Raw genomic sequence first — 20,279 nt, forward strand, 5'->3', positions numbered from 1 at the left:
TCTGTACTTACTTTTCTATACCACCCCCCTTAAATGTGAAGGAAATTGGTTATTTACTTATTTGATTCTTTTATTATGCTTCTGACTATTAGTTGAAAACTTGAACCCTTAGGTTAACTGTATCGGTGATGAAAACATTATCGTTCTGGTCGACGAACAATCCATTAGGGAGGTAGAATTGTCCATTTTGTTCACCCATGCCACCCATTTGGAATACTTTTTTACCATCCTTGTCGAAACCATATACCACATGGGTTAGGTTGCTGACAACGTACATAATACCGCGGCTGTCGAAGCCAATTCCTCTAGGGTTAACAAAAATGGATTCACCTTTTCCATTATTGGAACCATTAATTATTTTTACAAACTTCCCTTTTTTGTCGAAGATTTGCACTCGTTGGTTTCCTGTATCAACTACGTAAATATCACCTTCCTCATCAGCGGTAATCCCATTTGGTGCGTTAAACTCACCCTCATTTGTACCAGGCTTACCAATTTCAAGGAGTAACTTACCCTTCATATCAAACACATATACTTTATTGTCCTTTATATCTGTTACATAAACCTTCTTATCGAGAATACGCAGCGCCGCTGGAGATGAAAATTTCCCATCCTTGCTTACTTCAGGAGCAAAGTACTCGATAAATTTACCTTTTTCATCAAAAATTGAGATATTTCCATTATATAAATCTGCTACGAAAACTCTTCCCTTTTCATCTGTCGAAATCCCATATGGGAACTTAAATTGTCCCTCACCAGAACCATCCTCGCCAAAGGAAAAGAGTAAATTTCCGCCGACATCAAATGCTAGAACACGTTTATTATCCGTATCCGATACATAGGTAAAAGATTCATTTGCTGTTACATCCATGGGCTTTTTGAGTGGTTTGTCAAAGTCACCAGTGAGCGACATACTGTAATTTGGTGCCCCTTTTGGATCAAGAACCTTTAATAATCCAGTATCAATTGCTTTTGTATTATTTAGAAATAAGAAGGTAAAAACCGCTGCCGTGGCTATAACAATGAGAGCCATTCCAATATACACATTACGTCTTTTCATCGTTATTCACCCTTAGCCTTTGTGTCTTTATCTTTCAGTCTATCTAGGGCATCTACTGCGTCGGTATACAATGGATCATATGCAAGAGCATCCTTGTAAATAAGAATCGCGTCCTCATAATCACCTTTTGCTTCAGCAACCATTCCAATTTGGTAAATAATATCAGAGTTTGTTGGAGCTAACTTGTTAGCTAGTTCCAGTGCCTTTGTCGCATTATCAAACTCTTTTAACCCGCGATAAGCGATTCCCATTTGCACATGTCCCTTAAAGTCTTTAGGAGCGATTTTTACAGTCTTTTCGAACTCAATCAGCGCCTCATTATAACGCTCTTCATCTAAAAACACTAAGCCCAAATTGTAATGGGCATCATAATAATTTTTGTCTTGTTCTAGAACGAAATCAAACTCTTTAATTGCTTTTTCATTATCACCTTTTAAGAAATAGGTATAACCTAACACAATACGGTTTTGCAGATTTGCTGGATCTTTTCTAACCTCTTCCTTGTAATACGCGAGCTGCTCCTTCACTCTTTTCATATCAAGGTCATTCCAAAAATACAAGTGACCAAGAGCATATCCTGTACCTACTGAAATGATTAAAGTGATAAGCAACAGCAGAACACTCGTTCTCTTTTTGAAAGTCCTTGGCTGCTTCTTTGCTGTTTTTCCCTCTACTTCCTGAGGTATCTTTTCTGTTTCCATACTTAATTCCCCTCTCGGAATCTTTTCTTTTGCTGTTATGGTCACTTTTTATTTGTGTGACACTTAGTACACGTTTTTTCAACATGACATTTTAAACAGGACTTATTATATTTTTGATTTTCAGCTACTTCGATTGGATGACTACGCCTCCATGTTTCCTTATGCTTGTTTACATGACAGGAAGCACATTGAACCTTTGTGACAGGCGAATTACTTGTAATCCGATTTTCATGGCAAGTGAAACACTTTTGTGTATCCTTTGATTGGTGTCCATGCTCTGTCGCGAAAGAGTCAATTTTATGGCTTTCTGGTTTTTCTCCGTGACAGTCTTTGCAGAAGGTATTAGTCTTTGCGTATACATTAACCGTTACATTAGTTGAGTCAGTTTCTTCATTATTCAAATACTTTTTATATGTCGAATCTTGCTTAAATAAATCATATTCTGCTGACGACATATAGGAATGACATTTCTCACATGTCTCTAATTCTGAAGGCTTTATTTTCCCATGATCGCCAGCTTTGAATTTTTCTGTTTTATGATCATCTGGAATCATTGTCGATTCGTGACAGGCTGTACATTCCAGCGGTGCCTTTCTTACTTTATGACATTCCATACATGTATCCATTTGTGGACGTATGTACTTACTGTCACTCATTACCGAGGCCCCTAACTTGTGATTCCATTTTCCATAATCACTTTTGTAGGTCATTTTCCGATCTGAAATTTCCCCGTGCGCTGTACCGCTATGACACTGAACACACTCAATTCCTTCGGTTTTATGCTTATCATGCGGGATAATAATATCCCCAGATGGAGTTACGGCGCGACTTTCGATATTATGACATCTTTCACAGGCTTCATCCGGTATCAAACTCGGCATTTTAATCGGTGCAAGGTAGGTGTCTGTCTGCTTTTTATAAAATTCAACTACACCGTTTGCTTGGGCCTTTGCATAATTCTCAACACCTGGATCAATATGACAACTGACACAGTCGACCTCACTATGACTCGATGCCTTTAATGTATAATACTGCGGTTTCATCTCATGGCAGGAGGAGCAGAACTCTTGACTTGAAGTCGTCTCTACTCCTATTAGCCCCAATGCGAAGAACACAACTATAAACATTACTCCTACTGTTAAATATTTAAATAATTTGTAACCTTTCCGGGGAGGGGGGCTCTGTTCTATATGTTCATCTTCCATTCTTCTTCCCTCCTTATACTTTTAAACAATAAACCTTTACTTCTTCACATCATCTTTAAAGCCAGTTCTATGGCAATATTGGCAATAAACATCTGTTGGTGCTGTTGCTAGATCAGTTGCATCTGCTTTTGGTTTTTCACGATCGTGACAGACTAAGCATTCTGCTTTTAAGTCAGGTGTTGCTGCTTTATCCGCGTGTGAAGTTAACCATGTTTCACTTTCTGCGTGGCTCTCAGGGCGTTCGCTGTGACAGGCGCTACAGAACTTATTGATTCGTGATTGTTCTCTAACGACAGTAATATTTGCTGTATATTTGTGATCTTTATCCTCTTCTTTAACTTCAGCCATTTTAAGTAAAGAGACGAGATCTTCTTTTGGAATATCTCTAATCCACTTAGAATCCTGGTGACAGTCAACACATTGGTCTAACTCTTGAAGAGCTGTACCACCGTGATCTCCATTCCAGTTTGCAACTCTGTGATTTTGTGGCACCTTAACTCGTTGGTGACAGGTTTCACAAGCCATGGATAACTTAACATCTTTCGTTTGTTTTCCAATTGCTTGTAGGATTACCTCTTGTGTTTTTTCTTCATGAGCTGCAATCGCCTCAGTAGCTTCTTCTTCTGTTGTCGCTTCTGTTGTTGCAGGAGTTGTCTTCTCTTTGACTTCTTTTTCGACATGCTCGGCGTTTGGTGGAACCAAATAGGCAACATCTTTCCATGGCTTTTCACCGTTGTTTACTTTATCGTGACAGTCAATACATGTCCCCATGTTTGGCGCCAAGTATTTCTGTTCCATCATTTGTTCAGCTACATCAACTGTCCAATGACCGCGAACCTCTTCGGTGTTAATACCACGCGCAGCCATTTTAGCGTGAACCACGCCAGCGTGACAGCTTATACAAGGGACACCTTCTTCGATATGCCCTTTATGGTTAACGATTAAGTCTTTTGATGCGGTAACAAGACGGTTCTTAGAGTGACATTGTAAACAGTTTTCATCCGAAACCGCCTCATGTTCGGTTTGAACAATTTGTTCAGGTATACCCATTACATGGTGATATACCTCTTTTAATGAAATCACTTTGTGAGTCATCATATTGACGAAACCTGGCTTTATATGACACTGGACACATGTGATTTCACTGTGAGCACTTGCTGTATGGGTGGTAACCTCAGGTGCCATTTCATGGCAGTTTGCGCAGAATGTTGGACTATTTGTAAAGGAGATAACTCCATACCCGCCACCAAAAATAATAATGAACGCAACAAGCGATGCAAATAATAATTTCCACCGGTTGATTGGATCCTTCCAATTTATATTTTTGATTTTCTGCCAAAGGCCAGGTTTCTTTTTCTTTTCTTTAGATTCGGGATCTTTCTCTTTATTTTTCTTTCCCCAAAAGGCCACTTAACTCACCCTTCCCATTTTATTTTTCTCTCTATTTATTTTCCATATTAACCTCTCTAATGGTAGTATCTAACATTGTAAGGGTATTTTCCAATGTACAATTTGTGAATAATTTTTCATTACATATCTTCAAGGGTTTTTTCCTAAAAACAACATAAAAACGTTGTTAATTCAACAAAAGGTTAACATCGCGTAGACAGTATTAAATTGCATTAAAATTAATTTTTATACATTTTGGTGATTAAATATACATATGTCTTAGTAGATAAAGGACACTTTCAAGAAATAGAGTGATTACCGTATCCTTACATTTTTTGAGAAGGGAATCTAAATTCGACAAATATGGCTAAAACGGTAACATTGTTGTCACTCAATAGTGGAAGTGGTAATATTAGAAGGGAAATTATCTAAAGTTTTAAAGGGATTTACTATAATTAAACCGTATATTTGTTAAATCTGAAATAAAGGAGCGTTTCATCATATGATGGGGATTTTAAATAAAGTGTTTGACTTAAATAAGCGTGAGCTAAAGCGGTTAGACAAACAAGCAAAACTGATTGATGCACTTGCTGCCGATACTGAAAAGCTAACTGATGACCAACTTCGAGAAAAAACAGAGGAATTCAAGCTTCGCTATCAAAAGGGCGAGACGCTTGATGATCTGTTGGTTGAAGCATTTGCAGTAGTTCGTGAAGGGGCCCGCCGTGTACTTGGTTTATATCCGTATCATGTTCAGCTAATGGGCGGTATTTCTCTCCATGAAGGTAATATCTCGGAGATGAAGACTGGGGAAGGTAAAACCTTAACGTCCACGATGCCTGTTTATTTGAATGCGATTTCAGGCAAAGGTGTTCATGTAGTCACTGTCAACGAATACTTAGTAAGCCGTGATGCGACGGAAATGGGCGAGCTTTATCAATTCTTAGGTCTTACCGTTGGCTTGAATTTAAACAGCATGACAAAGGAAGAAAAGCAAGAAGCCTATGCTTGTGATATTACCTATTCTACAAACAACGAGTTGGGTTTTGACTACTTACGGGATAACATGGTCCTTTATAAAGAGCAGAAAGTACAACGCCCGCTTTATTTTGCCGTCATTGACGAAGTTGACTCGATTTTAATCGATGAAGCACGGACACCACTGATTATCTCAGGTTCCGCTCAAAAGTCAGCAGTCCTTTATATTCAAGCAAATGCGTTTGTTCGGACACTTACGAAGGATCAAGAATATACCTATGATGAAAAAACAAAAGGCGTCATGCTGACGGAAGAAGGAATCAGCAAAGCAGAAAGTGCCTTTAATATCGAGAACCTGTTTGATATGTCCCATGTAACATTAAACCATCATATTAACCAGGCATTAAAAGCCAATGTTAGTATGCATTTAGATGTCGACTATGTGGTTCAAGAAGGCGAAATTATTATTGTTGACCAGTTCACTGGCCGTTTAATGAAGGGCCGTCGCTACAGTGAAGGCTTGCACCAGGCAATTGAAGCAAAAGAAGGGCTTGAAGTCCAGAACGAAAGCATGACCATGGCCACTATTACCTTCCAGAACTATTTCAGGATGTATGAGAAGCTTTCAGGTATGACGGGTACGGCGAAAACGGAAGAGGAAGAATTTCGTAACATCTATAATATGAATGTTATCGTTATCCCGACGAACAGGCCAATTGTACGTGATGACCGTGCCGATTTAATCTACTCTTCAATGGACGGTAAGTTCAGAGCAGTTGTCGAGGATATTGCTGAGCGCAATAAAAACGGACAGCCTGTTCTTGTAGGTACAGTTGCAATTGAAACGTCTGAGCTTATTTCCAAGTATTTATCGAAAAAGGGAATTAAACATAATGTATTGAATGCGAAGAACCATGAACGTGAAGCGGAGATTATTGCTGAAGCGGGTCACAAAGGATCCGTTACAATCGCAACAAACATGGCTGGTCGTGGTACCGATATCAAGCTTGGCGAAGGTGTTGTTGAAGTAGGCGGTCTTGCTGTTATTGGTACGGAGCGTCATGAGAGCCGACGTATCGATAACCAGCTTCGCGGACGTTCTGGCCGACAAGGAGATCCAGGGGTTACTCAATTCTATTTATCAATGGAAGATGAATTGATGCGCCGCTTCGGTTCTGACAATATGAAATCAATGATGGAACGTCTTGGCATGGATGATACCCAGCCAATTCAGAGTAAAATGGTTTCAAGAGCCGTTGAATCTGCGCAAAAACGTGTAGAGGGCAATAACTTCGATGCCCGTAAACAGCTCTTGCAGTATGACGATGTTCTTCGTCAACAGCGTGAAATTATTTACACTCAGCGTGACGAGGTGCTAGAATCTGAAAACTTACGTGATATTGTTCAAAAAATGATTTCCACAACAATTGAGCGCAATGTTGAGGCACACACACCTAGACACGAGGACGAAGAAGCCTGGAACCTGCAAGGGATCATTGATTATGTAAATGCCACCCTTCTTCGGGAGGGCGCCATTACAATTGAAGCGATTCGCGGTAAAGAACCTGAAGAAATTAGCGAAGTTATCTTTGCAAAGGTTAAAGAGGCTTACGCTGAAAAAGAACAAATTCTTTCTGAAGAGCAAATGCGCGAATTCGAAAAAGTTGTCATGCTTCGTGCAGTTGATTCAAAATGGATTGATCATATTGATGCGATGGACCAGCTTCGTCAAGGTATTCACCTGCGTGCGTACGGACAAATCGATCCGCTTCGCGAGTATCAGGCAGAAGGCTTTGCAATGTTTGATGAGATGATTCAATCAATTGAAGAGGAAGCTGCCATGTACATTATGAAGGCGGAAATTCGTAATAACCTTGAGCGCCAAGAGGTAGCGAAGGGACAAGCGGTGAATCCTAAAGAAGATGGTGAACCTGTTAAGAAAAAGCCTAAAGTCAACCAAATCAATATCGGCCGGAATGACCCATGTTATTGTGGCAGCGGTAAAAAATACAAAAACTGCCATGGTGCAGCGAAATAATTGATTTGATTGATTGAAGAGATATCTGTGGAAACGCAGGTATCTCTTTTTAAACCGCGGATATATCTCCACACAAAAGGGTCGGCGAAATTGCCGACCCCTTTTCTTTATTAAAAAGGCTATTTTCGCATGGATTGTTGTTTTCCAAACATAGTTAATTTTATGTTTTTTTTACAAAAGGGGGCTGGTTCGGACACAGTTGCCTTCAGAATCACCAAACCTGTCTGAATTTATCTCTTTGTATACACTGATTAGTACAAAAAACAAAAAAACTTACGAATAGAACCTTTTGAAGGAATAAACACTAATCTACTTTAGCCATTCCTTGAGACCTTTGACTTTTTTCCATAAATGAAGATGTTCATCTGTATAAATCACTGCTTCATTTTCGTCTCCAACACCGTAGTAATCAGGCAATTGCTTAGGCAACCGTTTTTTTCCTGTTAACAGGGCAGGAACGTACTTGTTTTCCTTTTTAGCAACCTTCAAAAGTTGAGTAGCTTTCGGGGTAAAGCCATTTTTTAATAACTCAAGTAAAAGCTTATTGTATATACCATGTGCCCCGCCCTCTTCAAACTGTTTCAGTATCTTTTCCGCCTTTTGCATATCCGACTGCTCTAGGTAGACAGGAAACAATGAATAGCGGACACCCTGACTATCCAATGGATTGAGCTTGAGAATTTCTTCATATTGATTAATAGCTTCCGATACACTTCCTAATTTGTGAAGTGATTCCGCATAATTTATCTTTGCACGCATATAGGGTCTTGTTTCAATCAGTCCCCAAAAATGCTCTTTGTTTTCCTTAAAAAATGCCTTTCCTAGAGCACTTTCGCCTGCCTTCACTCCTTCTCCATACATTACAACAGCTTCTTCAAGGCTAGTAGCTTGTTCTGCTAGGATATTGTATGCATCAACACAATTACGATCCAATTGTAACGCATCCTTAGCCAGTTTGTAGCGCTGCGGCCCCTCTGTTTCAAAAGCATCATAGATCAATTCCTGGGCTTGCTCTTTTTTCGATCTTGCTGCTTTTTTAGGTAATGGTGTATTTAACCGTTTATTCATAAATTCATTGATTTCTTCGATACTTTCAATATTTTGCTCCTGAAGTTCCGCCATTGCCTCCTGCAGGATCCGCTCTGTTGCCAGCGGTCCATTGGATCCGCCATTAAACTGGACAACCGGCGCTAGGTTGTCTGGCGACGGCATATCATCATCCCCGTAAACCATTTCCGTTAGTTCGGTTAATTCCTGTTCTAAGACATTCTCCATTTCACGATAAATGGCGGAAACAGTCCCTACTGAGACCTGATATAATTCTGCAACCTCTTTTTGCGTATACTCCTTTAACATAGGTGCAATTGAGGATAGTAAATAGTGCAGAGCTGCCACATAGAGCATTGGACTTTTGATTCGTTTCTGCTTCTTTTCGCAAAACATTGACCAAAGCAACACACCTGTCTGGATAACTAATTCCCCTTCACCCTGTAATTCAAGCTCCTGTTGGAAAAGTTCCGCGACTTCTCTATAGATTGGGGCTGGCCATTCAATCGTGTCAATTGTATTTTCGTCCCCTAGCCTTGGCAGGTCGTGAAGAATCTGAACAAAGAAATCCGTATAATAGTCTGTTGGTGAATCATACCCATATTCAAGACTGCTGTCTTTAATAAATTCAATCGCATGCTCTGGCTGTAGCTGCGACAGATCAAATGCTGTCGGGAAAAAGAGATAATTTTTTTCGTAAGGAACAATCACACCCACGAAAAAATCCCCTTTTTTAATCTCAAAGGGTTTGTTAACAATGTGAGCATTTAGCACCTCTGTGGTTAACCCATCCTCCACTGTTAGTTTGTTATTTTCAATTTCAAGAACCGTTCCAGCAATCGTCCTTGCGTCTGTCCATGATCGTAAAATCTCTCTAAGCTTCGGTCGCCTAATTTTTGCACTCTCTGACTCAATAAATTTTTCAAGAATCGTTTCTCCATCTTCAAGAGGCTCAAAAAGAATAAACCAAATGGCATGCATGAGCTCGTAAAATTGTTTTTCTTGTTCCTCAATAATCATGAGATGTTCTTCATAATCTGAAAAATCTTCCTCTAACTCATCCCCAAAGTAGTACGCAGCAAATTGAAGAATTTGCTTTTGCAGATCATCAATCTCACTCTCAAGCATATGGGTTATGGAAACAATCTCCTTAGCCCCGCAACACTTTTTATACTTTTTCCCGCTCCCGCACGGACAAGGATCATTCCTTCCTACTGATTCATTCAACCTTGCTCGCCCCCTTAATATCCTTATGTCTCATATGTATAAATTTCTATTTTTACTTTCCAATTGGATTAAACTAATTCTTATATAATAGTACCATTTTTGACGGTTTCATATGTAATATACCTTAGGTTTTTATTAATGTAACCTGCCCACCGGCAAAATCTATAAAAAATACCCTCCTGCTATTTGGAGGGCATTTGTGAATTAGCTATTGTTTTTCATATATTCAAGAATTTCGAGATCAATCATACCCGTTTCTTGCTCTCTCATTTCAAAGTTTTCTGTATGAATAAACGCAGTTAATGCTTTATCCATTTGTTCATCACTGGCTTCCTTGTCGCTGAGATAGCCAAATTTAATCAAATTCCCTACCAATTCAATTTTGATATCACCTTCAATTGCTGCCACTCGTTCTGGTTTGGATGGAGAAAAGTACAACTGCTGAAGCTGATAAATACGAATTAATTCTTTGATAGGATCGGGATGGTCGTCCACTCTTAAATCGATAAAGCGATCATTAAAGCCGCCATACCCACCGTTTTCTTTGACAATATAAACGGCAGCTGACTGTTTCCCCCTGCTATCTCCCCCAGCTTCCTGACCCGCATCCAATGCAGCTAATAGCCGGTCAGCAAGCTGGCCTTTTGATTCTTTAAAAACACGTGCCATGGCATCGACGGTGTTTTCATCAACTAAAATATTCCCTTGGGCAGCAAAATGGGTGCCTGTCACCCCGCCTGCCCAATCATAGCATGCCTTGCCGGTGAAGGTTGCTGCATTACCGTTTGCATCAATAATCCCTACCTGACGCATCTCTCTATCTAAATCATCAGCAAGAAGGAGCGAAAGTGTTTCCTCGGCCGACTTGCCTTCCGCCATCAATTGCAGACCCTTTGGACCATATGCAGTATTTGCATAGGATTGGGTAGCAATCGCCCCCACTCCCGCCTTTGCCCAAGGCACAACCGCACCAACACCTAAAAATTTTGATTGAACAGCTACTCCCCATACTTTTTCGACTGGGTCGTAACCAACAATTGAAAATGTCATTCTAAACCAACCTCCTATTATTCTTCTAAGAATTATCAGGGACAGATCGTAACTCCCTTTCTATTATTCTCATTATACAAAAAATTCTAAAAGTAGTATATTTAAGAATTCCATTAAATAATTCATAAAAAAAATGCAGCTCCGATTGCTCGGAACTACATTTTTCGAAGGATTAATGCGTTTCAATTAAGCCATAGCGGCCGTCTTGACGCTTGTAAACTACGTTGGTACGGTTTGTTTCAGCATTGTTGAATACATAAAAGTTATGACCAAGCATGTTCATTTGTAAAATAGCCTCTTCACTATCCATTGGTTTAAGATCGAAGCGCTTAGTACGAACAACTTCTAATTCATCTTCATCTGAATCATGAACTTCAGTGTTATCTGAAGTTGCAAACGTAATTGGGAATTCACCCTTTTCACGGAATTTACGGTTCACTTTTGTTTTATGCTTGCGAATTTGACGCTCTAGTTTGTCAGTAACCAAATCGATTGCAGCATACATGTCAATATGTGTTTCTTCAGCACGTAGAACCAGTTGCGGCATAGTGATTGTTACCTCAACTTTAGAAGATTTATCTTGATTGAATCTTAAATTCACATTTACCTTTGCATCAGGTGCTTCAGTGAAATAGCGGTCCAATTTAGAAATTTTCTTTTCAACATACTCTCTAATTGCTGGAGTTACCTCAATGTTTTCACCACGAACGTTATAATTCATTTGTGGACTCCTCCTTTAATAGTACTATGTATTACAATTCTATTTTACCCTATGTTTATCCTGCTAAATCAGAACAAAAATTTTGTCGAAAATTTGACAAAAACACAGGGGAAATAGTGACAACCCTAGAATGCATTAATTTTTCTGAAAATAAGCTTCCTACACCTTTAGTGTATATTCTTTAGGGACAAATTGCCACTTTTAACACTTGAGCATAGGTTACAAGTATGTGAAAAGGGAATGATTTGGGACGGTGTATCCGTCCTTTTTAGCGTGCAAGTGTAAAGGATTGAACGTTCTGGGCTCCCGCTTCCTTTAAAAGCTTGGCCGCATGTCTTAATGTAGAACCAGTTGTATAAATATCATCAACTAATAACAGATTTTTTCCCTTTACATCAATCAGCGGGGCGAGTTGAAAGACTTGGGCAAGGTGAATTCGTTCTGATCGGGACTTTTTTGATTGTTTTTCCGAGTGGATTCTAGTAAGAAGCGGAGTGGAAGTATAGCCTGATTCGATAATTAACGCCTCTGCCTGGTTAAAACCGCGCTCGTACAGGCGCTCAGCACTAAGCGGAATCGGTACTAGGAAATCAAAGGTAATTTTACATAGCGCTTCCTTCATTGAAAGAGAAAATATCTTGGCAAGTAAATAATCCCCGCGAAATTTATAACGTGCCAGTACCTCCTTAAAAAAATCATTGTAGAGAAAAGTAGAGAAATTGGCATCAAGATATCCTTTCCAATTAAGATCTTCCTCCCATCGGACACAATCATGGCAGTTATCGCCATGCTGAAACCTTTCTTCTAGCAGTTGGAGTGGCCGGCTGCATATTCGGCATCTTTCACCGTTAATTTTTTCAAGCTTGACCTCACAGTCAGAACATGTAAACAGCTCTTGTGATGCAGTAAAAAGCGTTTTCCAGCCAATGGGTGTGCGGATTAACTCATGGCACAATAGGCAATACATTTGCGGGAAGGGATTCAATGGACATCACTCCTATATTTATTGATCAAGCAGTCCCTTTTTGATGCCTTCATGATTCATTGATAGAATTTGTTTCCTTGCCTTTAACATCGCATTGGTTTTTCCATAATGAAAAAAAGTCACAATACCCTTAGGATAATCCTTGCTACGCCCTGCTCTGCCAGCAATTTGTACTAGGGCGCTTTCAGTAAAGACATCATCCTCGGCTCCGACAACGGCAACATCAATGTTCGGAAAAGTAACACCGCGTTCAAGAATCGTCGTTGTCAGCAATAACGGAATCTGTTTTGCGCGCATTTTTTGAACCTTCGCTTTCCGGTCTGGATCCTCGGCATGAACGGCACATATCGCGGAATCATAGTGTTGAAGAATGGGAAGTGCCTTTTCCATTAAAGCGATATGAGGGAAAAATAGTAAGGCTTGCTTCTGATTTTGGAGACGATTGGTAACCCAGCGAATGACCTTTTGCGGGAGTTTGTTTTTCTTCAGACTTTTTTGCCAATTACCCGACCAAGTATATTCTGGGACAGGCAGTGGACGGCGGTGAAAACGAGCTGGAATCGTCGTAAATGCCCTTTTGCCTGTACGACATTCTCTTTGCCATTTCTCACTGGGGGTGGCAGTCAGGTAAATCATCGCAGAACTGTGTTTTCGCGCCTGGATCACGGCATGCTGCAGCGATTCCTCGACAGTATATGGGAAGGCATCTACCTCATCGAGGATGATTGTATCAAAGGCCTGGTAAAAACGGAGCAGCTGGTGGGTGGTTGCAATCGTCAATGGGGCATAGAGGTGACGGTCCTCGCTTCCTCCGTAAAGGTGGGCAACCGTAATTTCAGGGAATGCTGCCTTTAGCCTGGGCGTGAGTTCAAGGACCACATCTGTACGGGGTGTTGCAATACAAACTCTTTTTCGTGCAGCAAGTGCCGCCTCAACCCCTGCAAATAGGACCTCTGTCTTACCCGCCCCACACACCGCCCAGACAAGGAGTTCTCCATTCTGCTGGATTGCCTCAACAACTTTGTTCGAGGCCTGCTGCTGACCGCCCGATAAGCTCCCCTGCCATTGTAGGATGCTTGCAGGAAGGTCGCTGGACGGCGCAGGTCCTTTCCAGCCAATAAGCGGCGTGCACCCGCTTATTCTCCCCATCATTAGGCATTTGCGGCAATATAGGCAGGTTTCATCACATCTCGAGCAAGGGAAATGTGCAAACCAGTGCGGTTCTCTGTTGCCGCACCTGGCGCAACAAGGCATATTTCTGCTAGACTCAATCCCTTTTCGATAAGAAATATATCCATTTTCATAATGATTTTGAATTTCGATAATGGAGAAAGAGATATCATCAAGCAATAGTTGTTTACCAGTGAGAAGTTGTTGAAGTTCGCGGTTAAATTTGAAGTCATGATTAAGCTGCGGCTCTGGAATGATCGGTACTAGCTTTAGGTTCTGAGGAATTACTGATTCATTTTTCATATCAAGATGCAAGGGGGCACCTTCTTTAGATAATAAATTCGGTCTCTGATATTTCCTTTCCGCTGGATTTGTAGGGAACGGAGAATCTTGGGGCCAACATTTATCCCATTGCTGAGCAGAAATCTTCTTAGAAGGGTAGGTATTTCCTTTAAAATCAATGAGCATCACTCCTTTTCTCTTAAGATTCGACAAAAACCTTTATATTCCTGCTTGGTTTTGAAAATTCTTTAATACGAGTAAATATTCTGTGGTTGTTTATTGTTACCGCTCCGGCTTCTCTCACCACAGTTCGGTCACTTTGAACCCTTCTTTGTTACCGCTCCGGCTTCTCTCACCACAGTTCGGTCACTTTGGACCCTTCTTAGTTACCACTCCGGCTTCTCTCACCACAGTTCGGTCACTTTAATCCCTTCTTTGTTACCGCTCCGGCTTCTCTCACCACAGTTCGGTCACTTTGAACCCTTCTTAGTTACCGCTCCGGCTTCTCTCACCACAGTTCGGTCACTTTGAACCCTTCTTTGTTACCGCTCCGGCTTCTCTCACCACAGTTCGGTCACTTTGAACCCTTCTTTGTTACCGCTCCGGCTTCTCTCACCACAGTTCGGTCACTATGAACCCTTCTTTGTTACCGCTCCGGCTTCTCTCACCACAGTTCGGTCACTTTGAACCCTTCTTTGTTACTGCTCCGGCTTCTCTCACCACAGCTCGGTCACTATGAACCCTTCTTTGTTACCGCTCCGGCTTCTCTCACCGAAGTCCGGTCACTTTGAACCCTTCTTTGTTACTGCTCCGGCTTCTCTCACCACAGTTCGGTCACTATGAACCCTTCTTTGTTACCGCTCCGGCTTCTCTCACCACAGTTCGGTCACTTTGAACCCTTCTTTGTTACCGCTCCGGCTTCTCTCACCGAAGTTCGGTCACTTTGAACCCTTCTTTGTTACCGCTCCGGCTTCTCTCACCGAAGTTCGGTCACTTTGAACCCTTCTTTGTTACCGCTCCGGCTTCTCTCACCGAAGTTCGGTCACTTTGAACCCTTCTTTGTTACCGCTCCGGCTTCTCTCACCGAAGTTCGGTCACTTTGAACCCTTCTTTGTTACCGCTCCGGCTTCTCTCACCAGAGTTCGGTCACTATGAACCCTTCTTTGTTACCGCTCCGGCTTCTCTCACCACAGTTCGGTCACTTTAATCCCTTCTTAGATACTGCTCCGGCTTCTCTCACCAGAGTTCGGTCACTATGAACCCTTCTTAGTTACCGCTCCGGCTTCTCTCACCGAAGTTCGGTCACTATGAACCCCTCCTTTTGTATGGAATTGAACCCAATAAACATGTTATCAAAGTTTCAAAATACTTCTATCCATAGAAAAAATACCACAGTCCTAAGAACTGTGGTAAACCTCAAAAATTATACCTTCTTATGTTTCAAAGTAAAGCCATGCTTCGATTGCCTGGCCCATTAAAGTTATTTTTTCATCCAGCCCATACCCATTGCGCCTTCGCCAAGGTGGGTACCGATGACAGCTCCGAAGTAACTGATAGAAAATTCGACGTTGGGATATAATGCTTCAAGCTCAGCCTTCCATTCTAATGCTTCTTCTTCTCGGTTTGCATGGATAATAGCAGCTTGATGCGGCTCACCACTTGCAGCATCTTCGCCAAGCAGGTCGACAATTCGTTTCAGCGCCTTCTTACGGGTACGGACCTTCTCAAATGGGACGATGACTTTGTTTTCGAAATGGAGGAGCGGCTTTACTTGGAGCAGACTGCCGATAAAGGCTTGGGCACTGGATAGACGGCCGCCACGCTGCAGGTGTGATAAATCATCAACCATAAAATAGGCTCTTGCTGTCTTTTTCAATTCGGCAAGACGAGCGATAATCGCTTCTGCTTCTTCGCCAGCTAGCGCCATTTTTGCTGCTTCGATGGCATACAACCCCTGCGGCATACAGCTGATTTCGGAATCAAAAGGATAAACCTTAATTCCTTCTACCATTGTACTTGCCGTGACAGCACCAGAAAAAGTACCGCTAATTCCGCTTGAAAGATGGATGCTGATGACGGCATCATATTCTTTGGAAAGACGCTCAAACAGCTCAACAATTTGACCAATTGGCGGTTGTGACGTTGTTGGCAGTTCCTTTTCCTTCACCTCTTGATAAAATTGGGCTGCACTAATATCAACTTCTTCCTGGTAAACCTCGTTTCCAAAAATAACATTTAGCGGGACCATATGTATATTAAATTCATCACGTAATTCTTTGGGTATGTAAGCCGTACTGTCCGTAACAACTGCCGTTTTCATATCTGAATGACCATCCTTATTTTTTTATCTAATATTTAAAAAGATACCATATAACACCCAAAAAAAGAACACACTCACCTGGAGCATGCTCTTCAAATCAAATTAACGTACCTCGACCCAGCCATTTTTGATGGCTGAGACGACGGCTTGTGTACGGTCGTTGACATTCATCTTTTGTAAAATGTTACTGACATGGTTCTTGACTGTTTTTTCACTAATAAATAGAGCTTCCCCAATGCCGCGATTACTTTTTCCATCTGCAAGCATTTGGAGCACCTCACACTCGCGACGTGTTAATAAGTGAAGCGGTCGACGGAGCTCAGCCATTTGAAAGGCACCGCCGCCATGATGTCCAGCAGCTAACTTACGGTATTCGTTTACTAAGTTATGCGTTACCTTTGGATGTAAATAGCATCCGCCATCAGCGACCACGCGGACTGCATCAATAAGCGCATCAGCATCCATCTCTTTTAATAAATATCCCTTCGCTCCTGTTTGGAGGGCATGGGTTACATAGTTCTCATCATCATGGATGGAAAGAATAATGATTTTAATTTCCGGGTATTTTTCCGCCAGTTCACGAGTTGCCTCGATTCCATTCATTTGAGGCATATTAATATCCATAATTACAACATCCGGATTGTGGGCCTTCACAATTCCTAAGGCATCACTACCATCATCACCTTCAGCAACAACTTCGAATCCTTTTTCAAATTCAAGAATTCGTTTAACCCCTTCTCTAAACAACTGGTGGTCATCAATAATTGCTATCTTAGTCGTCATTATTTTCCGCCCCCTATTCACTCTTGTTTTTATCTTTTAATTGCTGCGGCAATGGAACATTGATAACAACACTCGTCCCCTTACCCATTTTCGATTCAATCTTCATGCTGCCATCAAGCAAATCCACTCGTTCTTTCATGCCAATGATCCCAAAGGATTCCGGCTTTTTCTGTGCAATATCAAAACCAACACCATTATCTTTAATTAGGACATTTATGCTAGACTTGGTCATTTCTAACCTGACCTTTATTTCGCAAGCATTAGCATGCTTTAGTCCATTTTGCACAGATTCCTGTATCATTCGGAATAAAGCGACTTCATATTTGGCAGGAAGCCGGCAATCTAACCCGATGTTGATAAACTCAATTTGTGATTGTTTATGATAATCTTCGATTGTCTGTAGATATTTTCTGAGGGTAGGGACAAGCCCTAAATCATCAAGTGCCATTGGTCGCAAATCATAAATAATTCTTCGTACCTCATAGAGGGCTGAACGAACCATTTTTTTGAAACTACTAATCTCCTCTAAAGCCTCATCTGGCCCTCTTTCTCGAAAGACACGGTCAATTAAATCGGAACGGACAATAACATTTGCAAGCATCTGTGCTGGGCCATCATGAATTTCCCTCGATAAACGTTTTCGCTCTTCCTCTTGTGCCTCAATAATTTTCAAACCAAAGTCTTGCTTTGCTTTAGCATTTTGCAGTTCTTCACCCATCCATTTTAAATCACTCATTAAATAATTCATGACCACTGAAATTTGAGAGATAAGCTGGTCTGCACGATCCATCGTTTCATTTAACCCTAATAACCTCCGCTCAAGGTCATCTCGTTTTTCCAGGAGTTGTTTTTTAAATTGCCAGTTAATCGATAGATCCATTTGGAGCTGATGTGCCTTTTCATAAGCTTCCCGAACCTCTGCTTCTGAATAGGCTTTAAAATTTACGCTTAACTCTGATAAAGTTAATCTCGCTTGATTCACCTGTTGTTCAAGCCGTTTTTCCTCTCCAATAAGCCTGACCATCATTTGTCTCATATTTACTAATTCGGTTGTCATATCTTCATAGTCTTGACGACATTGCTCGCTAATCTGAAAGATGTCACTTTTGCTGCTTGTAACCATGTCAATCATTTCTTCACGGATTTCATCAATTGATTTTATATTAATCTTCTGAATGTTCGTCATTGCATCCTCCAGAGATCTTTTATATAGTTTACATCGAATGGGGAAATTTTACTATTAAGAACTATGATTCCAAAAATTTTCCCAACATCCAATATATCCGAAGTAGTATAATGATAAATAACAAACTATTATATTGAAAAATTTATATAACACTACTTATATTTGACTCATTATAACATGATAAGGTTACTTCAATATTAAAGATATATTACACAAATATTTTATTATTACTTTAGGCAGCGAAAGGAGTAGACACTTTATGCTTTCTCGTTATTACACGGTTAAGGAATCTGGCAGCCATGAAATTACCATTCAAAGGTCACGGTTCATCGCACATATTTCAAGAGCAGAATCAGAAAGTGAAGCACAGGAATTTATCCAAGTCATAAAGAAGAAATATTGGGATGCTACCCATAATTGTTCTGCCTACCTCATTGGCGAGAACGACCAAATTCAAAAAGCCAATGATGACGGCGAGCCGAGCGGGACTGCCGGTGTTCCCATCCTTGAAGTTTTGAAAAAAAAGAACCTTAAAGACACAGTTGTAGTTATTACTCGTTATTTTGGCGGTATTAAATTGGGAGCTGGCGGGCTTATTCGCGCTTACGGTAAGGCGACATCAGAAGGAATCCTTGCTGTTGGAATAGTAGAGAGGAAACTAATGAGAATTCTTCATGTAACAGTAGATTATACTTGGCTTGGGAAAGTCGAAAATGAACTACGCACATCTGTTTATAGCATCAAGGATATACATTACCTTGATACAGTCAAATTTGAAATATATGCTGAAGATGAACAAAAAAATTCTTTTCATGAATGGATGACTGAACTAACTAATGGACAAGCGGAAATCCAAGAAGGAGAAAGACTCTACCTAGAAGTGGACATCTGAACCGCTTCTTTTTAATATACTTGAAAGTTCATTGTTGATTTCGGAAAACGAAGTGCCTGGAGCTCCATTAAAAAACTAATAAATTATGTAGTTTTAATAAATTTAATTTACCAATCACGAATAATATTATACAATGGTACATGGCTTACTATCCTTTTTTCAACAAAGTTAGACACTTTTCTACTTTAACTATATAGGAGGTACTTTATGTCTATTAATAGACAATCATATAAAAGGAGCAAGAAAAAGCGTAAAAGGCTTTGGCTCTGGATTATGACACCGATTCTTATCGTACTGATAAGTGTATCGGCCTACGCAACATATTTATACAATAAAGCTGAAACTGTAATGAATGATTCCTATACACCTGTTGAACGGAATACTGTAAAAGCGGCCGATGTTGATGTAGAAAATACCTCAATCTTATTCATTGGAGTAGATGACAGTAGTAAACGAAATTTTAGCGATAGTTCCCGTACAGATGCATTATTATTAGCAACGTTCAATAAGAATCAAAAATCAGTCAAATTATTGAGCATCCCTCGTGATTCTTACGTTCATATCCCTGAAAAGGATATCTATACGAAAATTAATCACGCCCATGCATATGGCGGAGTAAAGCTCACTCTAGATACTGTAGAGGAACTGCTAGATATCCCAGTTGATTATTATGTAAAAATGAATTTTAACGCCTTTATTGACGTTGTAAATGCTTTAGATGGAATTGATGTCGAAGTTCCATACACCTTCTCAGAACAAAACTCTAAGGACCAAGCACGCGCAATTACACTTAAAGAAGGTTTACAAACATTAGATGGTGAAGAAGCACTTGCTCTTGCACGTACTAGGAAAATGGATAGTGATATCAAAAGAGGTGAGCGTCAGCAAGAAATCTTTAAAGCTGTCCTTTCCAAAGCTATATCTGTTCAATCTGTAGGTAAATATTCAAATGTAATCGAAGCTGTTGGTAAAAACATGACCACCGATTTATCTTTTAATCAAATGAAATCTTTTATTAGTTATTTACAAGCAGGCAGCGGTATCAATATTGAATCCTTAAGTCTAGCTGGCGGCGATTCGTATATTGATAGAATCTATTATTATCAACTAGATGAGGCCGCACTGGCACAGACACAAGAAACGCTAAAAAATCATCTTTCAGATACATCTAAAACAGCTAAAACGATAGATATAAACAATTCTACAAGTAATAATTAGATAAAAAGGGTGAGAAGCTTTTTAAAA

General features: G+C 40.4%; 15 protein-coding genes. 3 read left to right on the forward strand and 12 right to left on the reverse strand.

Annotation, left to right across the window (positions count from 1 at the left end):
• Positions 1-88: 88 nt before the first annotated feature.
• From NSS81_RS08145 to NSS81_RS08160, 4 genes are read right to left on the reverse strand one after another with little or no spacing between them, the layout of a single operon-like run.
• Positions 89-1,060, reverse strand: a complete 972-nt coding sequence (locus NSS81_RS08145; RefSeq protein WP_342433002.1) for a 6-bladed beta-propeller — start codon at positions 1,058-1,060, stop codon at positions 89-91.
• 2 nt (positions 1,061-1,062) lie between these two features.
• Positions 1,063-1,761 carry a tetratricopeptide repeat protein gene (locus tag NSS81_RS08150; RefSeq protein WP_342433003.1) on the reverse strand — a complete coding sequence of 233 codons (699 nt, stop codon included), beginning with the start codon at positions 1,759-1,761 and terminating at the stop codon, positions 1,063-1,065.
• 41 nt (positions 1,762-1,802) lie between these two features.
• Complete coding sequence (locus tag NSS81_RS08155; RefSeq protein WP_342433004.1) at positions 1,803-2,966, reverse strand: NapC/NirT family cytochrome c; 1,164 nt, start codon at positions 2,964-2,966, stop codon at positions 1,803-1,805.
• A 36-nt stretch (positions 2,967-3,002) separates the two neighbouring features.
• Complete coding sequence (locus NSS81_RS08160; protein ID WP_342433005.1) at positions 3,003-4,376, reverse strand: NapC/NirT family cytochrome c; 1,374 nt, start codon at positions 4,374-4,376, stop codon at positions 3,003-3,005.
• A gap of 481 nt (positions 4,377-4,857) precedes the next feature.
• Here NSS81_RS08160 and secA point away from each other — a divergent pair, with 481 nt between their 5' ends.
• Positions 4,858-7,371 (forward strand): preprotein translocase subunit SecA, encoded by a 2,514-nt coding sequence (gene secA / locus NSS81_RS08165; protein WP_342433006.1) that lies wholly within the window; start codon positions 4,858-4,860, stop codon positions 7,369-7,371.
• A gap of 309 nt (positions 7,372-7,680) precedes the next feature.
• On the opposite strand, the gene NSS81_RS08170 is transcribed toward secA, so the two are convergent.
• The 8 genes from NSS81_RS08170 to NSS81_RS08205 all read right to left on the reverse strand — a co-directional run bounded on the left by NSS81_RS08170 (position 7,681) and on the right by NSS81_RS08205 (position 18,142).
• Positions 7,681-9,645 (reverse strand): SEC-C metal-binding domain-containing protein, encoded by a 1,965-nt coding sequence (locus NSS81_RS08170; RefSeq protein ID WP_342433007.1) that lies wholly within the window; start codon positions 9,643-9,645, stop codon positions 7,681-7,683.
• A gap of 204 nt (positions 9,646-9,849) precedes the next feature.
• Positions 9,850-10,695: a DUF1028 domain-containing protein gene (locus NSS81_RS08175; protein WP_342433008.1), complete on the reverse strand. Its 846-nt coding sequence runs from the start codon at positions 10,693-10,695 to the stop codon at positions 9,850-9,852.
• A 172-nt stretch (positions 10,696-10,867) separates the two neighbouring features.
• Entirely contained in the window at positions 10,868-11,416 is a 549-nt protein-coding gene (gene raiA / locus NSS81_RS08180; protein ID WP_342433009.1) for a ribosome-associated translation inhibitor RaiA, read from the reverse strand.
• A 268-nt stretch (positions 11,417-11,684) separates the two neighbouring features.
• Positions 11,685-12,401 carry a ComF family protein gene (locus NSS81_RS08185; RefSeq protein ID WP_342433010.1) on the reverse strand — a complete coding sequence of 239 codons (717 nt, stop codon included), beginning with the start codon at positions 12,399-12,401 and terminating at the stop codon, positions 11,685-11,687.
• Positions 12,402-12,419: 18 nt separating this feature from the next.
• On the reverse strand, positions 12,420-13,874 hold the full coding sequence (locus NSS81_RS08190) for a DEAD/DEAH box helicase (RefSeq protein ID WP_342433972.1): 1,455 nt from the start codon (positions 13,872-13,874) through the stop codon (positions 12,420-12,422).
• Between the two features lie 1,459 nt (positions 13,875-15,333).
• A complete protein-coding gene (locus NSS81_RS08195) occupies positions 15,334-16,173 on the reverse strand; it encodes a DegV family protein (RefSeq protein ID WP_342433011.1) in 840 nt (279 codons plus the stop codon).
• A 102-nt stretch (positions 16,174-16,275) separates the two neighbouring features.
• Entirely contained in the window at positions 16,276-16,956 is a 681-nt protein-coding gene (locus NSS81_RS08200; protein WP_342433012.1) for a response regulator transcription factor, read from the reverse strand.
• 13 nt (positions 16,957-16,969) lie between these two features.
• The gene (locus NSS81_RS08205; protein ID WP_342433013.1) at positions 16,970-18,142 is read right to left on the reverse strand and encodes a sensor histidine kinase; all 1,173 of its coding nucleotides are present in this window, start codon (positions 18,140-18,142) and stop codon (positions 16,970-16,972) included.
• Between the two features lie 259 nt (positions 18,143-18,401).
• Here NSS81_RS08205 and NSS81_RS08210 point away from each other — a divergent pair, with 259 nt between their 5' ends.
• Together NSS81_RS08210 and NSS81_RS08215 are read left to right on the forward strand one after the other, a co-directional pair.
• Entirely contained in the window at positions 18,402-19,034 is a 633-nt protein-coding gene (locus NSS81_RS08210) for a YigZ family protein (RefSeq protein WP_342433014.1), read from the forward strand.
• Positions 19,035-19,241: 207 nt separating this feature from the next.
• Positions 19,242-20,252: an LCP family protein gene (locus NSS81_RS08215; RefSeq protein ID WP_342433015.1), complete on the forward strand. Its 1,011-nt coding sequence runs from the start codon at positions 19,242-19,244 to the stop codon at positions 20,250-20,252.
• Positions 20,253-20,279 lie beyond the last annotated feature (27 nt).

The sequence above is a fragment of the Neobacillus sp. FSL H8-0543 genome, assembly GCF_038592905.1.
GTDB lineage: Bacteria > Bacillota > Bacilli > Bacillales > Cytobacillaceae > Neobacillus.

Coding starts and splice junctions, on each gene's coding strand:
- NSS81_RS08145 (WP_342433002.1), bottom strand. CDS start 1,060: ATGAAAAGACGTAATGTGTATATTGGAATGGCTCTCATTGTTATAGCC.
- NSS81_RS08150 (WP_342433003.1), bottom strand. CDS start 1,761: ATGGAAACAGAAAAGATACCTCAGGAAGTAGAGGGAAAAACAGCAAAG.
- NSS81_RS08155 (WP_342433004.1), bottom strand. CDS start 2,966: ATGGAAGATGAACATATAGAACAGAGCCCCCCTCCCCGGAAAGGTTAC.
- secA (WP_342433006.1), top strand. CDS start 4,858: ATGATGGGGATTTTAAATAAAGTGTTTGACTTAAATAAGCGTGAGCTA.
- NSS81_RS08175 (WP_342433008.1), bottom strand. CDS start 10,695: ATGACATTTTCAATTGTTGGTTACGACCCAGTCGAAAAAGTATGGGGA.
- raiA (WP_342433009.1), bottom strand. CDS start 11,416: ATGAATTATAACGTTCGTGGTGAAAACATTGAGGTAACTCCAGCAATT.
- NSS81_RS08190 (WP_342433972.1), bottom strand. CDS start 13,874: ATGAAAAATGAATCAGTAATTCCTCAGAACCTAAAGCTAGTACCGATC.
- NSS81_RS08195 (WP_342433011.1), bottom strand. CDS start 16,173: ATGAAAACGGCAGTTGTTACGGACAGTACGGCTTACATACCCAAAGAA.
- NSS81_RS08200 (WP_342433012.1), bottom strand. CDS start 16,956: ATGACGACTAAGATAGCAATTATTGATGACCACCAGTTGTTTAGAGAA.
- NSS81_RS08205 (WP_342433013.1), bottom strand. CDS start 18,142: ATGACGAACATTCAGAAGATTAATATAAAATCAATTGATGAAATCCGT.
- NSS81_RS08210 (WP_342433014.1), top strand. CDS start 18,402: ATGCTTTCTCGTTATTACACGGTTAAGGAATCTGGCAGCCATGAAATT.
- NSS81_RS08215 (WP_342433015.1), top strand. CDS start 19,242: ATGTCTATTAATAGACAATCATATAAAAGGAGCAAGAAAAAGCGTAAA.